This window comes from Lentzea alba, assembly GCF_011067745.1.
GTDB classification, from domain to species: Bacteria; Actinomycetota; Actinomycetes; order Mycobacteriales; family Pseudonocardiaceae; genus Lentzea; species Lentzea alba.
Map to the genome: position 1 here is coordinate 413,378 of NZ_JAAMPJ010000009.1, position 20,685 is coordinate 434,062.

Below are 20,685 nucleotides of genomic sequence, written 5' to 3' on the forward strand. Positions count from 1 at the left end.
TGTGAGTGGACGCGGGAGACGTTGCTGCTTGGGTTGGTGCGCCTATCTCGGTGGGCGCCGCGTTCATCTCGCTCATAGCCGTGAACTACGCCCGCAAGCAGGCAGAGATCGCGCAGGGGGCACTGGCACAGGCTCGGCGAAGCGCGAAAGCCGCCGAGGAAAGCGCTGCTGAAACCCGCAAGGCGAACGAGTTCTCACGAGAGAAGGACACCCGCGAGCTGGCCGAGCGCGACGCAGCAGCAGTTGCGGAAGCGAGCAAGATCAGAGTGACACGGCACGGCGGAGGAGAACTCAGGATCGACGCCACGAACCACTCGACCGCGAAGGTGTTCGACATGTGTCTGATGAGCGTCGTGCCCATCGACGAGCCAGATCACCAGTGGTTCCACAATCCCCGAGTCGCCTCTAGGCCGGCCGTCGTGGCAGTCGTCAACCCTGAGAACCACGCGCGTTGGTACGTGAACTTCCGGTCTCCAACAGGAGGGGTAAGGCCCTTGGTGGGAAACGGCTACGACATCGTGTTTCGCTTCACCGATGGCAGCGGGCAACGGTGGCAACGCACCAACGACGACGTCCCAGAGCGAGTGGATTCCACTGTGATCGAGACGCGGCACGCCAGCCAGGCAGCAGCCGCTCCGACGGAGGAGGACACCAGGTTCCAGCTGCTCAGTCTGATCGTCGAGCGCAAACGCAGCGGAACACGGATCGAGGTTTCGGTGCTGCACGAAGAGCTCGGTCTGGACGAAACCCTCGTTCAACGGTGCCTAGCTCATCTTCACGCCGAAGGCATGATCATCGCGATGAGGGGCGGCGACCGCGTTGCTGCCGTACAGGGGCCGACACCGGGAGGCGAGCGAATCATCGACGGTATCGACTTCTAGCTCCGCCGGGCCTTCCGCTCCCGACAACTCGGCCATGTCAGTTCGGCCCCATGCCTTTCGCCAGACGAGGGGCCAGCCGGTCGCCGGGGTGCGGCAACACCAGGAACTCGTGCACGACGTCGGCCAGCGACCCGCTGTACTCCCAGGTGATCGCGTTGTCGCGGTCGGTGCGGATGCCGAGCGCGTCGTCCTCGTCTTTGAAGCGGAGCGAGTCCGTCCAGCCACCGGGCCACTTGTGGAATCCATCGAGGTAGTCCTGCCCGAACTCCATGGGCAAGAACCGCCAGCCGCCGTCCGTCAAGTCGAGAAGGTGTTGCAGGACCGGATAAATCGCGATGACCGCAGCGCTGGGAACGATCAGGCTCACGACGCACGCTCCACGCGCATGGTGGAACCGTCCAGGGCGGCCGGGTCGGGGTCACCGGCCGCTCCGGACGGGGTCGGGTAGCGGGGCATCTCGTCCGCGCCGCAACGCTCGCGCAACTCGGCAACGCTCGTGTGGCCGGCCAGAGCAGCGCGCACGCGAGCGACCTGGCGGCGGCGCAGCGTCTCGCGGTGGACGTGGTGGCCGAGCCAGCAGATCAAGCCGATGGCGACGGCCCCCAGCAGCATCACGATCGCGATCGCACCCATACCTCTATGGGTCGGCTGATCCAAAGGTCGCGAGCAGGGCATCACACGGGGCAGATCGGGGCACGCAGCGCCATGACTCACCGAGTCGCGGCGGTTACGCTCGAAGCCGTGCCGGAGCCGAACACCCTCCTCCGGGCGGTCCGCGAAGCCACTGCGTCCCGCCAGGTGACGGGCGCGCGTATGAGCCGCCGCGAGCTGGCCGAGGCCGCGTGCGCTTGGCTCTGGGAGACCACTCGCGAGCGCTTCCCGCTGGACGCGCACTACATCGCGAAAATCGAGCGCGGCGCGGTCGGGGTGCCCTCCGATCACTACAGGGCGGCGTTGCGCGCGGTGCTCGGCGTCGCGACGGATGCCGACCTCGGCTTCACAACGACCACGAAGACCACGCCCGCGCCGGTCGTCACCACGTCGCACCTCGCGAGCATCAAGACGGTGACGGAGGTGTTGATGAGCGCGGCCGACGAGTCCGCCGAGTTTCTCGCGTGGGCCGAGTCCACGAACGTCGGCGAGCTGACGATCGAGCAGATGCACTCCGAGGTGCGGCGCATCGCGGCCTCCTACCTGAAGATGCCGACGCTGCCCCTGTTCGCGAGAACAAAGGCGTTGCGGGACAGGGCGTTCACCCTGCTGGCCGGGCACCAGGCGCCGCAGATGTCGCGCGAGCTGTACGCGGCAGCGGGCTGGTCGCTGACCGTGCTCGCCTGGATGTCGGTCGACCTCGGCCGGCCACCGGCGGCCGAGGACCACGCCCGCGCCGCGTGGCTGTGCGCCGAACGCGCCGCCTACAACCCGCTGCGAGCGTGGGTGCGCGCCACCCAGCACACCGCCGCGTTTTGGCAGGACGACTACCTGACGGCGGCCGACTACGCAGCGGACGGTTTGCGCTACACCGCGACCGGCTCCGCCGAGCTGTATCTCTCGAGCGCGCTCGCGCTCGACCTCGCACGTGCCGGTGACGCAGGTCCCGCGACCGAAGCCCTGCGCCGTGCACAGGACGCGGCGAACAGGCTCACCCGTGCCGATGACGAGTTAGCCGGTCCGTTCACGTGCTCGCTGGACCGCGCGGGATCGCTCTGGGCGGACACGCGGCTCTCCCTCGGCGAAGCAGACGAAGCGCTGGCCTACGCGGACCGCGCGGTGGCCGCGTTTGAGGCGACGCCCGCGCACCTGCGCAACCTCGGCTCCGAGCGCATGACCAGGCTCGTGCAGACGAAAGCGCACCTCTTGCGCGGTGACATGGGTGGCGCCGAGCACACCCTCGGGCCGGTGCTGGAGACCGCGCCACAGCACCGCGTCCGGCCGCTGCTGCTCCGCGTGGCCGAGGTCGACATGATCGCTGCGCAGACCGCGAAGCCTCTCGACCCGATCGCGCGCCGCGTCAGGGACTCGATCACCGCGTTCCAGCGTGAGACGGTGGTCAGGGAGCTGTCGTAGAACGCTGGGAGGCACGAACCGTGGCCGAGCTGGAACCGATGCGGAACCACTGGTGGTGGCGGCCAGGCTGGGAGGTCGGCCGGTCGTTCTTCACCTGGCACGTCACGTTCGCGGACCAGCCGCAGGCGCACGCGCTCGTGGAGCACTACGCGCCAGTGCTCGCGCAGCTCCCCCAGCTCGACCCCGTGCCCGTGAAATGGCTGCACCTCACGCTTCAGGGCATCGGTTTCACCGACGAGGTCAACCGCGGCGACGTGGACCGGATCGTGGAGTCCGCGCGCACCAGGTGCGCGGAGTTGAAGCCGTTCACGCTCACCATCGGCCCTGCTCACGTGGACAGCGAGACGATCCAGATGGCTGGCCGGCCACTGGAGCCGGTCGCCGCGCTGCGCCTCGCGATCCGGGCCGCGATCGGCGACGTGTGGGGCGTGGAGAACATCCCGGAGCGCGAGGACGGGTTCCGCGCGCACGTGAGCCTCGGGTACTCGAACTCGGCCGGTCCGACCGAGCCGGTGCGCGACGCGCTGGCCGCGCACCCCGGCACCACGGCCGAGGTGACGGTCTCGTCGGTGGCCCTGATCGACCTCAACAGGGACCGCAAGGCCTACGAGTGGGACGACGTCGCGACGGTCCAGCTCGGCGAGTAGGCACTGCGGAGGGTGGCCCGACAGTCGAGTTACCGCAGGTAGACCGGTTGGCACTGAGTTGATGGCATCCATGATGGAACCGCTGAAGTGCAACGAAGCGGGAACGGCAAGCGGAACAACAGCGGGAACTATTGAGGGTTTGAAAGTGCGTTAAAGAGCGCGAAGTTGTATCAAGACTAGAGATGCACTTCAAAGACTCTGATGTGAACTTGAAAACCATGATTGAACATAGAATGTCATAGTGTGACAGACTATGTCATATAGAGATGATGACATGGTCCGGGCAGCCACCATTAAGTCGCAAGTTACGACACTAATTAGTGCGGCGATGCGAAGTCACCCTGCGCACATGGCGGTCACGTAGAGCAATCGGATGCCGCTTTACCTGCGCAAACGTCACTGCCTCGCATCTCGATAGGCAGACACTCGTAGCTAATTGAGAGGAGGATAGCCACCTCATTCACGCTCCGAGATGACACGGCGCGGCTCGATACTCTAGATTCATCGCACCAGCGCGCACGCCGGACATCGAGGCCAGCTGCGCCGATAGACAAGGGACGCAGAATGGCGGGGTCACGAGCCCTGCTACAGGCGTGCGCTGACGAGCTCAAGCAACGCTCAAAGACACGACATAGAGCGATCACTTCGCAATGAGCACCGTGATCGTCCCGAACGAGTTCCCCGGCAAGGCGGCATCCGCACCCACATCCACAACCCAGCCCAAGCGGACATCCCACAGACGGCACCACGACCTGAAAGAACCATCCATGCCAGACAGCGGCAACAACATGGATAGCGACGACGCGCCTCGTTGTCGTACCCCGGCGCTTACCCCTAGAGCGATTGCCCCGCACGCAGGCAATCGACGGCAGGCTACGCACCGCGCACTCGCTCCCGCATCACATGCCTCAAGGCCTCGACATCGAGGCTCTTCTCGGCAGCGCCTTATAGCAGCTATCCAAGACGATGTCACTGTCCCGACGAGGTAGTTTCAGGCGATTGCCTTACCCGTGCGGAACAAGGCCCCTGGTCCGGGGCGTAGCGAAGCAGATGACTCGCCGAGTGCTACCGCAACCAACCAGCCCTGTCCAGAACCCCAGGGTCAGTTTCGGTCAAATTTCTTATCCCGCACGAACAATCGTCCTGCATGGAACTGTTCGACCGAGGTCTACCTGGATGGTAGCCGCTTCAGGTCTAGTTGAAGTGCAACCCAAGCCTGCACAACCGATTGGGCGAGCACAAGAGAGGCCGGCCCTTCTTGCACAAGGACCGGCCTCAGCGTCACCAAGATCCTCCAGGCTAGGAAGGTTCAGCGACATGTCCATGTTAGAAGCCAGAGCACGCCGAAAGCGAGAGGTTAGGGTTGCCTTTGTAACGGTGTTCACACTGGTAGGGACATTTGTCCTCCCAGTCACCTTCCCCGACGTACACGTGGACGGGGAACCTTGGGCATCCCACCACCTGACAACAATGACTGCGTGGGCCGTCCGATACGTCGCGTTCTTCGCCCTTGGTTGCTTGGCGAGGCCCTTGATCACCTGGGTCGCGGCTCAGGTTCGGCACCTCGTCATCACGAACCTGACCAAGATCCGCCGCCGAGTCGCGCAGTGGCTCTTGCAGGATCTGCACAAGTCCTAGCAAGAGTCTGAACCGCTCGAACGAGCGCCCCAGCTAGTTGCGCGGCGTCTCTTCGGCCGCAACAACCAGGACGCGGAACGTCGACTAGCACGGCCCGCCGGGTCACCGGCGGGCCGTTGCTGTCCGACTACTCGTCGTCGCCCCTCCGGCGGGGCCAGCCGACGATCACAGCGGCCAACCCGGCAAGTGCGGTCGTGAACTCCAGCATCGCGGTGGGTCCATCTCCGGTTCTGGGCCGGGAAGATGCCGGCCTCACGCCTTCGGAGCGTCAGGGGCACGTGCGACAGGACGGGGCAACGAGGTGAACCGAGTCAAGCCGGATAGCCACGAACTGAACGATCACGCGAGGTGCTCGGGCAGCCCCTCGCCTTCCCGGCGCCACCGGTACCCCTCAATGTCCGTGAACTCGATGACGATGGAGTACTGAGGCGAGATCACGAGCCCGTAGAAGTTCCCGTCCGAAGCCTTCCCGAACATCGGCCTCGTGCCTACCTGCTCGCCAGGCATGAGCACAGCGTGGATGGGCCAACTCCCGGATGGGGGCACAAGGGGAGCCAAGTCACCGCCCTTGACTGCGACCACCTGGACGTTCACAACGGGGAACTGGCTGTCGTTGACGATCGACACAAGGTCGCGCGCCTCGGAACTGGGGTACTCGCCGTGCACGAGCATCGCCGCCGCGCGTTGCCGACGCTGCTCTCTCGCGGCGGCCTCGCGAGCGCCCTGCTCGGCAATCTGGGCGGCATCGCGGGCGCCCTTCTTAGCGATCCACAGCGCTGCGACCACCGCGGCGACACTGCCGAGTGCCCCCGCCCACTGCCCTGCGGCTCCCCACCAGTCCGCGTCCTTGCCCGTGAACCAGCGGAGCGCCGCGAGAAACCACGGACCGAGCACGAGCACAAACTCACCCACCGCGATGACGGCGAACGCGACACAGCGAACGATCCGCACGTGACCTGGCACGTCTAACCCTGTCGACACCGTTGGATTAGAGCATTCCCGCTCCGGCTCATTGCGGAGAGGCTTGCACTACCAGGAGAAGCAGAAGGCTCACTCCGCCAACGTCTTCAGCCCTCGGAAAGCCTTCGTCACCCTCATGATCACGCAGTCGATCGCAGCACCGTCTCCAGATCAGCCCCGAACAGATCATCGTCCCGTCCTGACACAAGCGACCGCAGACCACAGGCCTTGAAGAACTCCACTCGGTCTCTCAACTCAGTCGACCAGTCGACCATCAGGGCGAGGTGCGAGCACCCATAGCGTTGCGCTTCCGTTGCCGTCTCGCGCATGAGCAGCTTGCCGACGCCGGACCGGCGCGCGGTCGGCAACACGGCGATCTTGTCCAGCATGCATTGCGGACGTGGCAGGCCCTCAAGCTCGCCGAACCTGTTGTTGTAGGTCTCCAGGTTGAACCGCGCGTGGACGATGCCGACGACCTGCCCGTGAGAGTCCTCCGCCAGAGCCACGGCGCCGGCCAACGGTCGCGAGGGAGATCCATACTGACCTGCGTTCATACCTACAGCCGTAAGCACGTCCCGCACCTTCAAGCCCAACCCGGGCTCGTTACGCGGGTTGGGCCACCGCACGTTGATCATCAGCCCGCCGTTCGTCGTGCCTGTGGAGGCGTCGGACATTACAACGGGCCGCCTATGCCCAGCCGGTAACGCGTCTGTAGAGGCCATCGACGTACAGGCCAACGTCAACACCAGTCCGGCAGCAAGGGACCCTGCATGCGTCTCGTCATCATCTTCGCCGTGATCATCGGGGTGCTCGTCGCGTGCAACGTGGGCGGAGACGACGAGCCCGTACGGAGCGGCCCATCCGGGATGTACACCCCGCAGGAGTGCCTGGTGTTCCAGTGGAACGCGCTCGACGACTCGCAACCCGAAGACGTCCAGACCGACGCCGCGGCGAAGTACCAGGTGCACTGCCAACCATAATCAGCCGAATAATGCCCACCGTGGACGCACCTCTGCGGCACCACCGCAGGGAGTCGTGGCCGACGTCAAGAACATCGGCCACGGCCGCCCTCTGATCTAGCTGGTCATGGCAACGCACTGAGGGCAATGCCAGAACGCTGGCCCGCATGAGCGATAGCCGTCCAGGGGCTTGATCATGCATCCGGCGGGGAGGTCGTGCCGCGGCAATCCCCGCTGATCGAGGGCGTGGTCGCGCCCGAAGTCGAGACGGCCGTCTTCACCTCGGCGAACTTCTCGACCTACGTCCCACACTCGAACGGCGGGCGCGGCACGACGTTCGGGCTTGTGATCATCCATCTGCGGCTCCAATCGGAGGTGGAGGCGCCCAATGCGGCTCCACCCCTTACCGCGTTCTCACCGCGGGTTTTACAGGACGCGGGCGCGACTTCGGCCGTATGACGGTCGCCACACCGACGCCACCTGGTCGTCGCGATCGTGTCTCCCGCCCAAAATCGGGTCACGCGGAGTGTGTTTGACGAACCAGGCCAAGTCGGCGCGACATCCATCTAACGGACTGCTTGGATGCCCAGGTGCCGTTAGCTGAGCAGTCTCCACCCGCAGCGGAGCCCTTCTACACCTCGGGCACGTTCTGGACGATCGTCGGGATCCTGGTGGCGATCGCGTTGGGCGCCTGGGCGGTGTGGGCGGCCTTCCGCTCGGCACGGCCGCAAAGGGCGCTCTACATCAACGTGGACCAGGCGGTGTCCTTGCTGCGCGCCGCGCCAGGTCTGCACGGCAGCGGCATCGCGGTGAGCCTGCATGGCCGCGAGTTGACCCGGCCCTACGTCGTCACCGTGGACGTGGTCAGCGACAGCTCCCTGGACATCGGCCCGTCCGCGTTCGGCGAGGCGCCGCTGGAGCTGGAGTTCGGTGTGCCGGTCCTGGCTCTGCTCGATCAGGAGTCGGATGCCGGGCGCCCGGCGGTTCGGGCGCCCAAGGTGGACATGGCCGGGACAGCTCTGCACATCTCCCCATCACTACTGACTCGCCGCCACCGGCTGCGCTACACCGTCCTGCTGGACGGCAAGCCAGACTTCCAACCAGTTGGCGACCTGGTGGACGTGGCCGTCCACATCGGGGAGGTGCCAGCACGAAAGCCATTGATGCTGAAACTCATCAGCGTCGCCCTGCTGATCCCGGCGGCTGTTTTGTCAGTCTTGGGCTTCGTGGACATCGCAGAGGGGGGATCCACAAGCCAAAAGCTGCTCCCCTTGCAAGCAGGCTTGCTCGTCACTGCGACGATCGCGCTGATTGCATCACGGGTCAGCACCAAAAACGGTGGCGCGCCCGCACACCGCAGCTCATCGAGCCGAGGACAGTCCGGCGGTTGAGTCGACGTCGCCGAGCACCAAGTACAACGTCGCGCGCGAGCAGCTCAGCACCTCCGCGATCCGCTAGCGCGGCTGAGGTTCCTGCCGCTGAACGATGTTGCGAACCGCCATCGCCGACCAGGACGCGGCCCGGCGCGGCCTGTGTCCCTCGGCGTCCAACATGGATGCGATGACGCGGTACGACGCGCCCGTCTCGCGCAGCTCCACGATCCGGCGCACGGCGACCTGCTCGGTCGGCTCCGGCGCGGCGTCACGCTCGCGCCCCTGCCCTTGGCCGGCGAACCCGTACGCGTACTCACCGACCGCCTTGCGGCCGGTTTTGGCCTTTTCCTTCCGGCCGTCGCGCAAGCGCTTCACGACGGTCTTGCGGTCCAGCTCGGCGAAGACGCCTTGCACTTGGCGGATGGCCGTGCGCATCGGGTCCTCAGGGTCGTCCTGCTGGACCTCGCCGTCCTCGGCGGTGAACACGCTCGCGCCCTCGCGCCACACGAGCGCCAGGATCGCCTCCTGGACTGTGAGGGCGCGGGCGAGCCGGTCGAGCTTGCCGACCACGATCCCCTCGGCCTGTGCCGGGCGCCGGATCATCTGCACGGCGTCGGTGAGGCCGGGACGGTCAGGGGCGTCGTACTTGCCAGTGACCGCGTCGGTGAACCACTCCACGATGCGGTGGCCGTTCGCCTTAGCCCAGCGCTCAATGTCGGCGCGCTGGACATCGAAGCCGTAGCCGTCCAACTGGCCGGTAGAGCTGACGCGGAGGTAACCGACAAGGCGCATGTTCAAAGCCTAAACGCCATGACCTGCGGTGTAAATATTTCCACAGAACCATTTACGGACGTCGGGCTCCAAGAGGCCCGGAGCGAGCGACGGCGGCAGGCCGAGCACCGCCTCCACCGCCGTGATCGCGCCCTCCAGCCGGTGCCGGTAGTCCCCGCTCACCGGCAACTCGCCCGACTCGGCCGCCGCAAGCAACTCGCGAAGCTGATCGAGAAGCACGGTCGCGCGGCGGTGGACCTCCGTCGCGGACGAGCGCACGTTCTCCGTCATGCGCACCAGTGGTTCAGCCACGCCTCGACTTCCGTAAGCCCGATCGCTACCGGCTGGCCGCGCCAGTGAGCCACGAAAGCGTCCCGGATGTCCTGGTCGCCCTGATCGATCTTCCCCTTCGGGCTCGCCTTCACCTGGGGCAACCGCGACTGGTCCGAGACCCACCGCAACATCGGAGCGACAAGGCCCGCACCCCACGGCGCCGTACCCCACGCACCGATCGTGCCGACATGATCCACGGCCGCAAGCTCTACGAGGAGGTGCACACCCTTGTTGGCCGCCCACCTCGCAGCCTTGATCTCCGCGGGCAGCTTGTCCTTGTCCGGATAGCCGCTCAGAGCCGGGATGCCATCACTCCCCCGCGCCGCGTCGTCGAACGCCCGGGCCCAGAGCAACGCCTCCACCGCCGTGGCGTGCGCCAGGTCGAGCAGCTCCGTCGCCTGCGCGCTGTCGAGCGGCACGAGCCGGCCTTGATTCAGCTCGGGCACGGCACGCCACCGCGCCAACGCCCGATCGAAGGCTGCCTTGGCGCGCTTGTGCTGCCCCGTCACGCTGCCGCTTCCGTCAGGCACCGGCGACAGACGACGGACTGCCCGCGCCCCAGCGCGTCGGCCGCCGGGCCCGCCTTCTGGCCGCACACGCGGCACAGCTTGTCCTTGGCCATCTCCGCGAGCGCCTCGTGCCACACCTCCTCCGGTGTGAGGATCGCCTTGCCCTCGCGGATCCGCTGCACACAGCTCGCGCACGCCGTCCTGCGCATGTCGATGTTGTACCCAGCCTCCGCGATGCCGCAGCCGGAGCAGAACCACGACTTCCAGCGGGCGTCATGCCCAGGCACAGCGGCCCGCCCTGGGAGGGTCGCAACACGCGCACCGCGCTGGCCGTCCTTGGTTTCGATCTCGAAGCCGCTCATGTCGTTCAGGATCACCCGTGCTGGCAGGAGTGATCGGCCGCCGCGCCGAGGTAACGGCGACAGGCACGCCGCGATGCCACAGGCAGCCGATGAGGAGGTCCGCGTGAACAACCATGAAACGTGGCCACCGATCCGCGGAACGGGGTGGACCAACGTGGGCCGCCGTGGTGTTCGCCAGGTTCAGCGCCGTACCGGTGACGCCGGGGTCGACTCGAAGATCCAGGACCTGATCGAGGACGCCGCCACGTCACCAGATAAGGCCGCCGAGTACATCCGACAGGCGTGGGAGCTGCATGACGCCCACGGGAGCACCCGCAAGCGCCTCGTTCGCGAGGTGCGCATGGTCTTGTCGAGCACGGTGTACCTGGTGCTGTGGCTCGTGATCGGCGCGGTCCTCGTGATCATCTCGGCTCACATCTGGGGCTGATCGGCGTCCAGTTCTGCAAGCGCGTCGCGCACAAGCGCATCCACGGCCAGGCGGGCGCGCACACGGCGGCGGCTGACACGGACCGCAGCGCGAAGGAGCTCGCGGCCGGCCAAAACTTCCAGCTCGGCATCGGACGGCGTCGGCCCAGGCCAGCGGCCCCGCAGTTCGCTTCCCCGTTCAGTCACGTTGCTGCTCCAGCAGGTTCAGCAAGTGGTTCGTGTACGGGTCGCCCCCGCTTGACCGCGCGGCAGCAAGAGCCACAGCGTCAAGACGATCGCGCCGCCGCCGCGTCCGGTCGGTGACACCACGCAAGCTCGCCCCCGCCGCCTCGTGCAACGCGACCTCCAACGCGAGCACCTCGCGCTCACCACATCCCGTGCGAAGCGCGCGGGACAACCGCCTGCACATCGAACTCGTCGGCCGCACGCGGCCCGCCTCCAGCCTGCTGATCGCCGTCCGGTCCGTCGCGATCAGCTCCGCCAGGTCGACTTGGAGCAGCCCTACCGCGACGCGCTCTCGGCGCACGAGACGGCCGAAACCACCACGCAGGTGCTCGCGTTCCGCGCCAACGACCTCACCACGGCGAGGTGCCGAATCTGGTCGTGCGCGTGGCGTTGCGTCACCCCTCATGGCATTCAGCTTGCGCGCCAACACGTTCGGCGCGATCGAGGCACGCCGGATACATCTACAGGTCACTCAAGCTCGTCGCGCCATTCCTCACCAGGTTCGGCACGTGGCTTGTTGCACTCCCAGCAGGTCTCCAAGCCGATGGCCCACCTGCGCGGTGTATCCCCGAAGTGAGACTCCGTCGGCAGCGGCGTCCACTCGACGTGCTTCCGGCCCTCGTGCCCGTTCTCGCACGGGGCGGGCACGTAGGCGTCCTTCTCGCGGCTGGTGAACTCCGATTGATTGGTCGTCACTGCGCACCTCCGGGCTTCGGCGCTCGTCTCCCGCACCAGGATGCGCCGCTCGGTCCCGATCCGCTTGGCCTCGCTCCGCACGACGACGGTCGGCCTGCACGTGGGCGCTTGGGACCGGGCGTCGGACATCGGCGGGAGTTGACCTGTGGCGGACGTTCGCGCCGGTGTGGACTCGATTGTTCTTCGTACGCGACTTGGGCGCTGTCGGCACGCCTCGTCACTCCTCGGACTTGGGGACCTCGATGAGCGTGAGTTCCCAGTGACGGCCATGAAGCGGCAACGTCAGGACCCAGCGAACGCAGCAGTCGTAGACGCGCACGTTCTGGTGCAGGACGGAACGGTGCCAGTTCGTCCCCTGAAACGGCACCTCGTCGGTGTGCGTGACAAACGCGGAGCACGCCGGGCAGGTGAGCACCTGCGAGTTGCGCGCGGCGATCCACTTGTCGATGCGCGGGGCGTGTGCGCGGGCCCACTTCTCGACACCGGAACGGCAGGGCTGGTTCACATCCGCCTTGCACGTCCGGCACGGGTAGTCGAGCAGGGAGGGGCGCCGGATGCGTTCGCTCCACCCGTCGAAGTTTGTGGGGTCAGGACCCAGTACCCAGCGGCCTGGGACGTCCGCACGCCAGTGCTTCACCAGCTCCCGCCGGCCGAAGTGCACTTCCTGCTCGGTGGCCACCTTCATGCGCATCCCGTCTCTAGGCGAACAGCACACCGTACCTGGTCTCGCCGGGCCACCTCGGAGCGAGAAAACCCTTCTGCACAAACGCTTTTCACACCCCGCGCCCCTGTCCGTGTCCGGCCCCTCCCTCTTAAGAGGGAGGGCGGACGGACACGTCCGGCGGCTAGGCGGACACAGCGGACACGGCGGACATGTGCAAGGTCTTTCTAGGCCGTTCCAAGGCGGTAGTGGTCGCGTGTACCCGTGCCGACCTTGACGAGCTTCCCGCCGTCTACCAGGCGATTCAATGTGCGATGGAACGACGAAGACGGCATACCCGCCTCGTCGCGAAGCTGCTTCATCGTGCAGCCGGTGGCGCTGAACGCGGACATGAAGGCGGACATCAGCAGTTCGTCGTTGTCGGGTGCCATGTCCGGGGGGCGGACATGGTCCAGAACCCCGGATTCGCCGACCTGGCGGAGCCGGAGCGCCAACTCGTCATCGGCCGCGCCGTCCTTGCGCTTGGTCCTCGCCAAGGTCACGGCGGCGGCATTGCCCTTGGTCATGTAAACGGTGTCCATTCCGGCGCCGAGGCTGGTGGAGCCCCGGATCGTGCCGTCCTTGCCCGCGTGGTGCACCACGAACACGGACCCACCGGCGGTGGCGCGCTGGATCTCGTACATCGCGTTGACGACACGGCCCATGTCGGTCGCGCTGTTCTCCTCCATGCCGACCGCGCACCGGTTGAGGGTCTCCAGGATCACGAGCACGGGCTTGTGCTCGGCGACCAGTTTGCAGAACTCGGCGACCTCTGAGGCGCGGCCGAAGTTCACGGGCAGCGGCAGCGTGAGCAGGTTCGTGTCCGGGATGTCCACGCCCGTGTCCGCCTCCCAGGCGGCGAGTCGTCCGTTCAAACCGGAGGCGCCCTCACCGGCCACGTAGATCACGGGCCCCGGTGCCGAGACCTCGCGGCCGAACCACGGGTGTCCGGTCGCGATGGAGGCCGCCCAGGACAGCGCGACGAACGACTTGCACGAGCCGTACGGTCCGGCGAGCATCCCGAGTGTGCCCATCTCGATCGTGTCCGCGATCAAGTGGTACAGCGACGGAAGTGACGCGAGCTTCGCACGCGTGAGGATCCGGTCCCGTAGCGGAGCGCCTCTGGTCGACTCCTCGGACGCGACGAGCGCGGCGGCTTCCTTGCGGACGCGGAGCCGGTCGGCCTCCACCCGCACCTCAAACTCGTGCCGAGCGGCCCGCTCCTTTGGGCTCTCGGCATTGCGCTGCATTCGCGCGTACACGCGATTGACGTTCGCGCAGAGGTCCGGCAGGTCCCGAAAACGCCGCGTCGCTGGGTGATCTTGACGCAGTACTGCACAAGCCTGAGCCTGCGTGAATCTGGCCTCGGCACAGGCCTGGAGGACGTCTCCTGCCTTCAGGGTCGGGTCGGCAACAGCATCGAGCACGGCCGTTGGCAGCACATCCGGCAACACAGCCGTCTGGTGGCGGCACTGGACAACCGAGGTGCCGTCATCTGCGGAAAACGCCACCGCTGCTGGTTGCGGGGCCACCGACACAACCGGCGGCTTCTCGGTGACTCCGTCCGGCGGCAGGGACCAGTCCGCTGCGAGCGCGGTGCCGTTGATCATGAGGTGCTGCCCGTCGCGGCTTCGGTCAGCGCCCATCCGGCGAGCGTGAGCGCCGCGGCCTCGGCGACTTCCGGCATTAGCACCTCGTGTCGGCCGATGAGGTCGAGGTCGGCTGCTTGGGCTGCGACGACGGCGGGGACGAGCCGTACGAACTGTGCGCCGTGCTGCACTTGGACCAGCACGCGACCGTCGCCGTCGACTTGGAAGGCCCATTCGCGCCGCAGGTTGTTGGCGATCATGCGGGCCTTCTCGGCGCGCTGTGCCTGTAGGACTGCATTCGATACCATGGTGATTGGTTGCTTTCTCGTGCGCGCGACGTCCTCCCAGGACACACAACCGCCGCGCGAGTTGGACAAGAGCGACGACAGCCCGGTGGTGACGGTCACCGGGCTGTTGTCGTGTCAGGACTTCTTGCGCCACATGGCTTTCGGCGGCGTGGGCACAGTCCGAGCGACCACGGCCGGAGCCGGGGCCGCGTCCAGTTCGGCGAGCGCGCGAAGCAGATCCGCCTTGAGTTGGGCTAGTTCGGCATCACGAGTGCGCTCTCGACGGTCGTCGTCGGCTCGTGCGTCATCGGCGACGGCCTGGCGTTCGGCTTCGGCACGTGCGCGCCGGGCGACGACAGCCAAGGCCGCGGCCAGGTCCGCCGCAGTGGGCTCGATGCCAAGCTGGCCGGCCACGTCAGTGCGCCGCAGCACCGCACGCACAGTCGGGACGGTGACCTGCACGTTGTTGCCGTCGCGGCGGCCGTGAAGGCTTCCGTCCGGGCCGATGCTGACGGGCCAGAACCAGTCTTCGACGAGGCTTGCGAGCGTCGCGGAGAACGGCGTCACGGACGCGCGGCCCGCGATCCGCTCGACGTCCTGGCGGAATTCGTGGTCCGACTCAGGGCCGCCGAGATCGGGCCGCGTGCCACCTTCGAGGAGGTTGCCGCGCGGCGTCACGGCCTGCGTGTTCGCGGAGAAGAAGCTCACGCGGCACCACCATCGATCTCGAAGCCTGCCTGAAGCGCAGCCTCGGTCCGCGAGACGGCTTCCTGCGCCTCGCGGGCTTTCCGGCGGGCCGTGACCGACTTGAGGGTCAGGCGGGCGAAGTGCGCCCGGCGGGCAGCCTCCGCACGACGTACACGTTCGGGTTCAGGAAGCTCTCGTCGAGGATCGACCTCGTCCTCGAAGCGACGGTCGAATGCCGCACGCGCTGCTGCGGTGGACTCCGTGCTGTTGGACGTGCGTGACCACCGCGTGTGGGCCGCGAGCCGGGCCCTCAGTGCCCGCTCGGCAGGTGATAGTGCCATGGAAATTCCGTTCTACTAGCCGACTTTTCGGCACCGCAGGGCCTGAAGCCGCATCCCTTGGGGCGTGGCCAGACGAGCGTGGAACGGAACAACTCCATCGTACCCGAGCGCTGTGCTCACACAAATCAGCAACCTTGACGCTCCGCTTTGGACTGGAGCGAGAAAACGTTGCGGGACAGAAACTTCCTAGAGTCGATCACCGAGACGGAGGCGCTTGTGGGCGGCACGCGCGCGTTCCTCGGCGGCGGACGCGCCATAGCGGTCAAGCATCGCCTCACTGGTCCAGCCGGCCAACCTCATCAGGTCGCGTTCCTGACCTCCGGCCGCAAGCCACGAATGCGCCCAAGAGTGCCGGAACCGATGTGCGTGCAGGTTTGCGACCCCGGCCTCTTTGGCCCTTCCCTCCAACATGTTCGCCACTCCGTCCGTTGTGAAACCGCCGCGCTGCCCCAGCCACAGCGCCTCCGCACTCGCGTGACGATGCGTCCTGCGGATCCTGACGTACCGGTCCAGCGCCCGCGCGGTCTTCGATCCGAACGGCACGACGCGCGGACGGCTTCCCTTCCCGATCACGAAGAGCACTTCATGATCGTCCAGGTCCACGTCCTCAACCCTCAGACGCGTGCACTCGGAGATCCTCAACCCGCAGTCGAAGAGGACGCGCAAGATCGCATTGTCACGACGATCCACAAAGGATGATCCGGAGCATGTCTTCAGCAGCCGGGCGACCTCGTCGTCGGTGAGGATCGGCACCGGCTTTGACGGAGCCACCGGCTGCTCCATGCTGGACATCGGATCCGCCGCGATCTCCCCTTCGGCCGCTGCCCACCGGGTGAATCTGCGCATGCCCTTGAACCTCGTCAGCACGGTCTGCGCGCTGTGCTTCGCGTGCAACGTCTCGAACCACGCGACGAGCGTGTGCTTCGTCAACGCGTCGGTGTCGGGACGGCGCCCTTCCCGCTCCAACCAGTCCGAGAAGAACCTGATCGCCTGCCCGTAGATCGTGATCGTGCGCTCGGCCTTGCCTGCGGCACGCAGCTCACGACGGAAGGACGCGGCAAGGTCCGCGAGAAGCTCAGCCATCCATCTAGGTTATCCGGCGAGTGAGCGCTAAGCTAGATCACGCAGGACGTGAGTTCGACGAGTTTTCCCAGCTCTAGCGCTTTTTTCGGGATGGTTGAACCCGTAGCGGCTCGCCCGGCATCTTCGGGTAGTCCGGCGGATACGGCATCTCCCCGCGCGGATCCGCGGCGTACCACTCCAGCAACGTCTCGATCCCGAACGCCTCGGAGTCCAGCCCGGCGTGCAGATCGCCGCGCTCGTCCAAGAGCTTCGGCACGGTCAGCACGTCGAAGTCATCCGGGTCCACAGTGGACAGTTCATCCCACGTGACCGGCGTCGAGACCGTGGCGCGCGGAGTCCCCCGCACCGACCAGGCCGAGGCGATCGTGCGGTCGCGGGCGGCCTGATTGAAGTCGATGAACACCCGAGAACCGCGCTCTTCCTTCCACCAAGCCGAAGTGGCCAACGAAGGCGCCCGCTTCTCCACCTCGCGAGCCAGCGCGATCACCGCGTGCCGCACGTCGATGAAGTCCCACGACGGACGGATCCGCACAGCGACGTGAACACCGCGACCACCGGAAGTCTTCGGATACCCGACCAGACCGGCGTCAGCCAAAACCTCCCGCAGCACCAGGGCGACACGGGCGGCGTCGGAGAAATCCGTCCCGGGCTGCGGGTCGAGGTCGATCCGCAGCTCATCGGGGTGGTCGACGTCGCCACGCCGCACCGGCCACGGGTGGAAGTCGAACGTGCCGAGGTTGGCGGCCCACACGATCACGGCTTCCGAGGTCGGGCAGATCTCGTCGGCAGGACGGCCGGACGGAAAGCGGACCTGCACGGTTTCCACGTAGTCAGGGGCCCCCTTGGGCACGCGCTTCTGGTAGAACGCCTCCCCCTCGACGCCGTCGACATAGCGCTTCAGGACTACCGGGCGGTCGCGCAACACCCCCAGGAGCACCGGCGCGACGGTCCGGTAGTACTCCACCACCTGCCCCTTGGTGATGCCCCGCGCGGGGAAGTACGGCTTGTCCGGGTTGGACACCCGCACCAGCTGGTCACCGACCTCGAGCTCGATCGCCTTCGACTTCGCAGCAGCCACGCCCAGACACTAAAGGCCGCGCACGAACGCCGCGAGCGCCAACTCGAAGCTGTCGCGGTCCAGCTCGTGCGCGACGGCCGGCAGCAGGTGGGCGCGGTCGAGGTGCGGGTAGCGGCCGGAGTAGTCGGCGGGATCGGCCGAGAAGCCGGACGAGAACGAGCTCAAGGCCGAACCGAACACGATGTACATGAGGCCGGCGGCGATCATCGTCGCCTCGCGGCGCGACCAGCCGGCGTCGACCAGGGCGCCGTGCAGGAGGTCCAGGCGCTGCAGTGACTCCGCGCGGCCGGCGGGTCCGTACGCCAGAAAAGGCACGATGTTCGGGTGCGACGACAAGGCCGCACGGTACGAGCGCGCGCACCGGATCAAGCCCTCCCGCCAGTCCACCGCGAAGCCCGAGACGTCGACGGACGACAAGATCGACGAGGCGATGTCGTTCAGCAACTGGTCCTTGGTGCGGACGTGCCCGTACAGCGACGCGGCCTGCACGCCCAGCGAGGCGGCGAGCTTGCGCATCGACAGACCGTCCAGCCCGTCCCGGTCGATGATCTCCAGAGCGACCGACCTGATGCGGTCGGGGCTCAGCAGGGGGGTGCTCGGCCGGGGCATGTGGGTTAACCTAACACTGTTCGGTTAATCGGGAGGCCCCGTGGACTTGATGCTTTCGGACGAACACCGGCAGCTCAGGGAGCTCGCGCACCGCTTCACGGAGGAGCGGATCGTCCCCCACGCCACGCGCTGGGACCGTGACGAGGCGATCGACCGGGACTTGGTGCCCGCGCTCGGCGCCACGGGGTTCCTCGGGCTCGGCATCGACGAGCGGTACGGCGGGTCGGGCGGCGACAACCTCGCCTACTGCCTGGTGCTCGAAGAGGTCGCCCGCGGGGACAGCGCCGTCCGAGGCATCATCTCGGTGTCACTCGGCCTGGTCGCGAAGTCGATCGCGAAACACGGCACCGAAGAGCAGAAACAACGCTGGCTGCCGGGCCTCACCGCGGGCACCCAGGTCGGTTGCTTCGCGCTCACCGAACCCGGCACCGGCAGCGACGCCGGCAGTCTCGTCACCAAAGCCACCAAGACGGACAACGGCTACCTGATCAACGGCCGCAAGGTCTTCATCACCAACGGCACGTGGGCGGACGTCGCGCTCGTGTTCGCCCGCACCGGCGGGCCGGGGCCGAAGGGCATCAGCGCGTTCCTGGTCCCCACCGACACCGAGGGCTTCACCGCCACCGAGATCAAGGGCAAGCTCGGCATGCGCGGCCAGGCCACCGCCGAGATCACCCTCGACGGCGTCGAGGTCCCGCACGACGCCCTCCTGCGCGAGGAAGGCTTCAAGCTCGCGATGGGCGCCCTCGACAAGGGCCGGATGTCCGTCGCGGCGGGCTGCGTCGGCGCCGCCAGAGGTGCCCTCGAAGCCGCGCTCAAGTACGCCAAGGAACGCGAGCAGTTCGGCAAGCCCATCGCGGGCTTCCAGCTCGTCCAGGAGCTCCTCGCCGACATGGCCGTCGAAACCGACGCCGCGAGGTTGCTGACCTGGCGAGTGGCCGACCTCGCCGACCGAGGCCAGAAGTTCAGCACCGAAGCGAGCATGGCCAAGCTCTACGCCAGCGAAGCCGCGGTCAAGGTCGCCAACAACGCCATCCAGGTCTTCGGCGGTTACGGCTACGTCGACGAGTACCCGGTCGGCAAGTTCCTGCGGGACGCCAGGGTCACCACCCTCTACGAGGGCACCAGCCAGATTCAGAAACTGCTCATCGGTCGCGCGCTGACGGGCATCAACGCGTTCGTCTGAAGGGAAAGAAATGGACTTCACGCTCGACGCCGAGCAGAAGGAGATCCGCGACTGGGTGCGGACCTTCGTGCGCAAGGAGATCGTCCCGCTGGAGCCGGAGGTGCTGCGCCGCGAGCGCGCGGGCCAGCCGGGCCTGCCGAAGGACGAGCTGAAAGCGCTGCAGGACAAGGCCAAGCAGGCCGGGTTCTTCGGGGTGCTGACGCCGCAGGAGTACGGCGGCATGGGTCTCGGCGCGATGATGACCGCGCTCATCGAGGCCGAGCTCGGGCGCAGCTTCGTGCCGTTCCGGTTCGGCGGATACGCGGACAACATCCTGTTCCACGGCAACGAGGAGCAGAAGCAGCGCTACCTGCTGCCGACGATCTCCGGCGAACGCGTCTCGTGCTTCGCGATCACCGAACCCGGTGCCGGCAGTGACGCCAAGGCCATCCGCACGTCCGCCGTGAAGGACGGCGACGAGTGGGTGATCAGCGGCGAGAAGACGTTCATCACGCAGGGCAACGAGGCCGACTTCGTGATGGTGTTCGCCGTGACGGACAAGGAGAAGGGCGCCGACGGCGGCGTCACCTGCTTCCTGGTCGACCGCGACATGGGCTGGAAGTCCGAACCCATCCCGACCATGGGCCAGTGGGGTCCGGCGTCACTCGTGTTCGACAACGTCCGCGTGCCGGAGGAGAACGTCCTCGGCGAGGTCGGCAAGGGCTTCCACCTCGCCATGCAGTGGATCGGCCAGGGCCGCTACCTGCTGCCCGCCCGCGCGCTCGGCAGCGTCGAGCGGCTGGTCGAGATGGCGATCGAGCAGGCCAAGAACCGCGTCACGTTCGGCCAGCCCATCGCCGAGTACCAGGCCATCCAGTGGATGATCGCCGACTCCGCGGTCGAGATCGAGGCGCTGCGCTGGCTCGTGCTGCACGCCGCGTGGCTCGTCGACCAGAAGCAGGACTCGCGGCAGGCGCAGTCGATCGCGAAGCTCTACGGCGGCATCAAGGCCAACGAGATCGTCGACCGGGTGCTGCAGATCCACGGCGGCATGGGCTACACCCGCGAACTGCCGATCGAGCGCTGGTACCGCGAGCTGCGGCTGCTGCGCATCTACGAGGGCACCGACGAGATCCAGCGCCGCACGATCGCCCGCAACCTGCTCAAGGGCCACGCGAACATTCGCGGAACGCTCGGTTAGTTCTATCTTGGGCTGATGCTCAACCACGACATCCTCGGCGTCGGCGAACGACACGTCCGCCCCGGGGCGGTCGACCACGCCGCCGTGTACGGGGCGGC

At 66.9% G+C, this 20,685-nt stretch carries 27 protein-coding genes; 9 read left to right on the forward strand and 18 right to left on the reverse strand.

All coding sequences use genetic code 11. The features are described 5' to 3' along the window. Positions 1-5: 5 nt before the first annotated feature. Positions 6-881 (forward strand): hypothetical protein, encoded by an 876-nt coding sequence (locus tag G7043_RS31270; protein ID WP_166051732.1) that lies wholly within the window; start codon positions 6-8, stop codon positions 879-881. Between the two features lie 37 nt (positions 882-918). On the opposite strand, the gene G7043_RS31275 is transcribed toward G7043_RS31270, so the two are convergent. Then, positions 919-1,248, reverse strand: a complete 330-nt coding sequence (locus tag G7043_RS31275) for a hypothetical protein (RefSeq protein WP_166051734.1) — start codon at positions 1,246-1,248, stop codon at positions 919-921. Continuing rightward, complete coding sequence (locus G7043_RS31280; protein WP_166051736.1) at positions 1,245-1,514, reverse strand: hypothetical protein; 270 nt, start codon at positions 1,512-1,514, stop codon at positions 1,245-1,247. Before G7043_RS31280 ends, G7043_RS31275 begins: the two co-directional genes overlap by 4 nt. A gap of 108 nt (positions 1,515-1,622) precedes the next feature. On the opposite strand from G7043_RS31280, the gene G7043_RS31285 reads away from it, so the two are divergent. Next, positions 1,623-2,948 carry a hypothetical protein gene (locus G7043_RS31285; protein WP_166051738.1) on the forward strand — a complete coding sequence of 442 codons (1,326 nt, stop codon included), beginning with the start codon at positions 1,623-1,625 and terminating at the stop codon, positions 2,946-2,948. A 20-nt stretch (positions 2,949-2,968) separates the two neighbouring features. After that, the gene (locus G7043_RS31290; protein WP_207311946.1) at positions 2,969-3,595 is read left to right on the forward strand and encodes a 2'-5' RNA ligase family protein; all 627 of its coding nucleotides are present in this window, start codon (positions 2,969-2,971) and stop codon (positions 3,593-3,595) included. A 1,977-nt stretch (positions 3,596-5,572) separates the two neighbouring features. Here the strand turns inward: G7043_RS31290 and G7043_RS31295 are convergent. Both G7043_RS31295 and G7043_RS31300 read right to left on the reverse strand, forming a co-directional pair. Further along, positions 5,573-6,184, reverse strand: a complete 612-nt coding sequence (locus G7043_RS31295) for a hypothetical protein (RefSeq protein ID WP_166051740.1) — start codon at positions 6,182-6,184, stop codon at positions 5,573-5,575. A 149-nt stretch (positions 6,185-6,333) separates the two neighbouring features. After that, positions 6,334-6,711, reverse strand: a complete 378-nt coding sequence (locus G7043_RS31300; RefSeq protein WP_166051742.1) for a GNAT family N-acetyltransferase — start codon at positions 6,709-6,711, stop codon at positions 6,334-6,336. Positions 6,712-6,963: 252 nt separating this feature from the next. Here G7043_RS31300 and G7043_RS31305 point away from each other — a divergent pair, with 252 nt between their 5' ends. The 3 genes from G7043_RS31305 to G7043_RS31315 all read left to right on the forward strand — a co-directional run bounded on the left by G7043_RS31305 (position 6,964) and on the right by G7043_RS31315 (position 8,543). Then, positions 6,964-7,173 carry a hypothetical protein gene (locus G7043_RS31305; protein WP_166051744.1) on the forward strand — a complete coding sequence of 70 codons (210 nt, stop codon included), beginning with the start codon at positions 6,964-6,966 and terminating at the stop codon, positions 7,171-7,173. Between the two features lie 195 nt (positions 7,174-7,368). Then, positions 7,369-7,611 (forward strand): hypothetical protein, encoded by a 243-nt coding sequence (locus G7043_RS31310; protein WP_166051746.1) that lies wholly within the window; start codon positions 7,369-7,371, stop codon positions 7,609-7,611. Positions 7,612-7,730: 119 nt separating this feature from the next. Then, positions 7,731-8,543, forward strand: coding sequence for a hypothetical protein (locus G7043_RS31315; protein ID WP_166051747.1), 813 nt, complete (start codon positions 7,731-7,733; stop codon positions 8,541-8,543). 63 nt (positions 8,544-8,606) lie between these two features. Here the strand turns inward: G7043_RS31315 and G7043_RS31320 are convergent, their stop codons facing one another. From G7043_RS31320 to G7043_RS31335, 4 genes are read right to left on the reverse strand one after another with little or no spacing between them, the layout of a single operon-like run. Beyond that, positions 8,607-9,317 carry a recombinase family protein gene (locus tag G7043_RS31320; protein ID WP_166051749.1) on the reverse strand — a complete coding sequence of 237 codons (711 nt, stop codon included), beginning with the start codon at positions 9,315-9,317 and terminating at the stop codon, positions 8,607-8,609. Between the two features lie 9 nt (positions 9,318-9,326). Further along, positions 9,327-9,587: a hypothetical protein gene (locus G7043_RS31325; protein ID WP_207311947.1), complete on the reverse strand. Its 261-nt coding sequence runs from the start codon at positions 9,585-9,587 to the stop codon at positions 9,327-9,329. Next, on the reverse strand, positions 9,584-10,159 hold the full coding sequence (locus G7043_RS31330; protein ID WP_166051753.1) for a hypothetical protein: 576 nt from the start codon (positions 10,157-10,159) through the stop codon (positions 9,584-9,586). Before G7043_RS31330 ends, G7043_RS31325 begins: the two co-directional genes overlap by 4 nt. Beyond that, on the reverse strand, positions 10,135-10,500 hold the full coding sequence (locus tag G7043_RS31335; RefSeq protein ID WP_166051755.1) for a hypothetical protein: 366 nt from the start codon (positions 10,498-10,500) through the stop codon (positions 10,135-10,137). Before G7043_RS31335 ends, G7043_RS31330 begins: the two co-directional genes overlap by 25 nt. 103 nt (positions 10,501-10,603) lie before the next feature. Here G7043_RS31335 and G7043_RS31340 point away from each other — a divergent pair, with 103 nt between their 5' ends. Continuing rightward, positions 10,604-10,927 (forward strand): hypothetical protein, encoded by a 324-nt coding sequence (locus tag G7043_RS31340; protein ID WP_166051757.1) that lies wholly within the window; start codon positions 10,604-10,606, stop codon positions 10,925-10,927. A gap of 177 nt (positions 10,928-11,104) precedes the next feature. On the opposite strand, the gene G7043_RS31345 is transcribed toward G7043_RS31340, so the two are convergent. The 10 genes from G7043_RS31345 to G7043_RS31390 form a co-directional block, all read right to left on the reverse strand. Beyond that, entirely contained in the window at positions 11,105-11,557 is a 453-nt protein-coding gene (locus G7043_RS31345; protein WP_166051759.1) for a helix-turn-helix transcriptional regulator, read from the reverse strand. Between the two features lie 62 nt (positions 11,558-11,619). After that, positions 11,620-11,976, reverse strand: a complete 357-nt coding sequence (locus G7043_RS31350; RefSeq protein WP_166051761.1) for a hypothetical protein — start codon at positions 11,974-11,976, stop codon at positions 11,620-11,622. Between the two features lie 88 nt (positions 11,977-12,064). After that, entirely contained in the window at positions 12,065-12,538 is a 474-nt protein-coding gene (locus G7043_RS31355; RefSeq protein WP_166051763.1) for a zinc finger domain-containing protein, read from the reverse strand. A gap of 197 nt (positions 12,539-12,735) precedes the next feature. Next, entirely contained in the window at positions 12,736-14,193 is a 1,458-nt protein-coding gene (locus G7043_RS31360; RefSeq protein WP_166051765.1) for an AAA family ATPase, read from the reverse strand. Beyond that, complete coding sequence (locus G7043_RS31365) at positions 14,154-14,543, reverse strand: hypothetical protein (RefSeq protein WP_166051767.1); 390 nt, start codon at positions 14,541-14,543, stop codon at positions 14,154-14,156. Before G7043_RS31365 ends, G7043_RS31360 begins: the two co-directional genes overlap by 40 nt. Before the next feature lie 15 nt (positions 14,544-14,558). Further along, positions 14,559-15,131, reverse strand: coding sequence for a hypothetical protein (locus tag G7043_RS31370; protein WP_166051769.1), 573 nt, complete (start codon positions 15,129-15,131; stop codon positions 14,559-14,561). Continuing rightward, positions 15,128-15,451 (reverse strand): hypothetical protein, encoded by a 324-nt coding sequence (locus G7043_RS31375; RefSeq protein ID WP_166051771.1) that lies wholly within the window; start codon positions 15,449-15,451, stop codon positions 15,128-15,130. The genes G7043_RS31370 and G7043_RS31375 overlap by 4 nt, the downstream gene beginning before the upstream one ends. Before the next feature lie 186 nt (positions 15,452-15,637). After that, positions 15,638-16,534, reverse strand: coding sequence for a tyrosine-type recombinase/integrase (locus G7043_RS31380; protein WP_166051773.1), 897 nt, complete (start codon positions 16,532-16,534; stop codon positions 15,638-15,640). Between the two features lie 73 nt (positions 16,535-16,607). Beyond that, on the reverse strand, positions 16,608-17,612 hold the full coding sequence (gene ligD, locus G7043_RS31385; RefSeq protein ID WP_166051775.1) for a non-homologous end-joining DNA ligase: 1,005 nt from the start codon (positions 17,610-17,612) through the stop codon (positions 16,608-16,610). 9 nt (positions 17,613-17,621) lie between these two features. Continuing rightward, complete coding sequence (locus tag G7043_RS31390; RefSeq protein ID WP_166051776.1) at positions 17,622-18,221, reverse strand: TetR/AcrR family transcriptional regulator; 600 nt, start codon at positions 18,219-18,221, stop codon at positions 17,622-17,624. A 40-nt stretch (positions 18,222-18,261) separates the two neighbouring features. Here G7043_RS31390 and G7043_RS31395 point away from each other — a divergent pair, with 40 nt between their 5' ends. After that, positions 18,262-19,407: an acyl-CoA dehydrogenase family protein gene (locus G7043_RS31395; RefSeq protein ID WP_166051778.1), complete on the forward strand. Its 1,146-nt coding sequence runs from the start codon at positions 18,262-18,264 to the stop codon at positions 19,405-19,407. Positions 19,408-19,417: 10 nt separating this feature from the next. Continuing rightward, complete coding sequence (locus tag G7043_RS31400) at positions 19,418-20,587, forward strand: acyl-CoA dehydrogenase family protein (RefSeq protein WP_166051780.1); 1,170 nt, start codon at positions 19,418-19,420, stop codon at positions 20,585-20,587. The last annotated feature ends 98 nt before the right edge of the window (positions 20,588-20,685 follow it).

What these genes read in the sequence shown, in the direction of transcription:
- G7043_RS31280 (WP_166051736.1), bottom strand. Translation starts at nt 1,514, where the DNA reads ATGGGTGCGATCGCGATCGTGATGCTGCTGGGGGCCGTCGCCATCGGC.
- G7043_RS31305 (WP_166051744.1), top strand. Translation starts at nt 6,964, where the DNA reads ATGCGTCTCGTCATCATCTTCGCCGTGATCATCGGGGTGCTCGTCGCG.
- G7043_RS31320 (WP_166051749.1), bottom strand. Translation starts at nt 9,317, where the DNA reads ATGCGCCTTGTCGGTTACCTCCGCGTCAGCTCTACCGGCCAGTTGGAC.
- G7043_RS31325 (WP_207311947.1), bottom strand. Translation starts at nt 9,587, where the DNA reads ATGACGGAGAACGTGCGCTCGTCCGCGACGGAGGTCCACCGCCGCGCG.
- G7043_RS31335 (WP_166051755.1), bottom strand. Translation starts at nt 10,500, where the DNA reads ATGAGCGGCTTCGAGATCGAAACCAAGGACGGCCAGCGCGGTGCGCGT.
- G7043_RS31345 (WP_166051759.1), bottom strand. Translation starts at nt 11,557, where the DNA reads ATGAGGGGTGACGCAACGCCACGCGCACGACCAGATTCGGCACCTCGC.
- G7043_RS31350 (WP_166051761.1), bottom strand. Translation starts at nt 11,976, where the DNA reads ATGTCCGACGCCCGGTCCCAAGCGCCCACGTGCAGGCCGACCGTCGTC.
- G7043_RS31355 (WP_166051763.1), bottom strand. Translation starts at nt 12,538, where the DNA reads ATGCGCATGAAGGTGGCCACCGAGCAGGAAGTGCACTTCGGCCGGCGG.
- G7043_RS31360 (WP_166051765.1), bottom strand. Translation starts at nt 14,193, where the DNA reads ATGGGCGCTGACCGAAGCCGCGACGGGCAGCACCTCATGATCAACGGC.
- G7043_RS31375 (WP_166051771.1), bottom strand. Translation starts at nt 15,451, where the DNA reads ATGGCACTATCACCTGCCGAGCGGGCACTGAGGGCCCGGCTCGCGGCC.
- G7043_RS31380 (WP_166051773.1), bottom strand. Translation starts at nt 16,534, where the DNA reads ATGGCTGAGCTTCTCGCGGACCTTGCCGCGTCCTTCCGTCGTGAGCTG.
- G7043_RS31390 (WP_166051776.1), bottom strand. Translation starts at nt 18,221, where the DNA reads ATGCCCCGGCCGAGCACCCCCCTGCTGAGCCCCGACCGCATCAGGTCG.
- G7043_RS31400 (WP_166051780.1), top strand. Translation starts at nt 19,418, where the DNA reads ATGGACTTCACGCTCGACGCCGAGCAGAAGGAGATCCGCGACTGGGTG.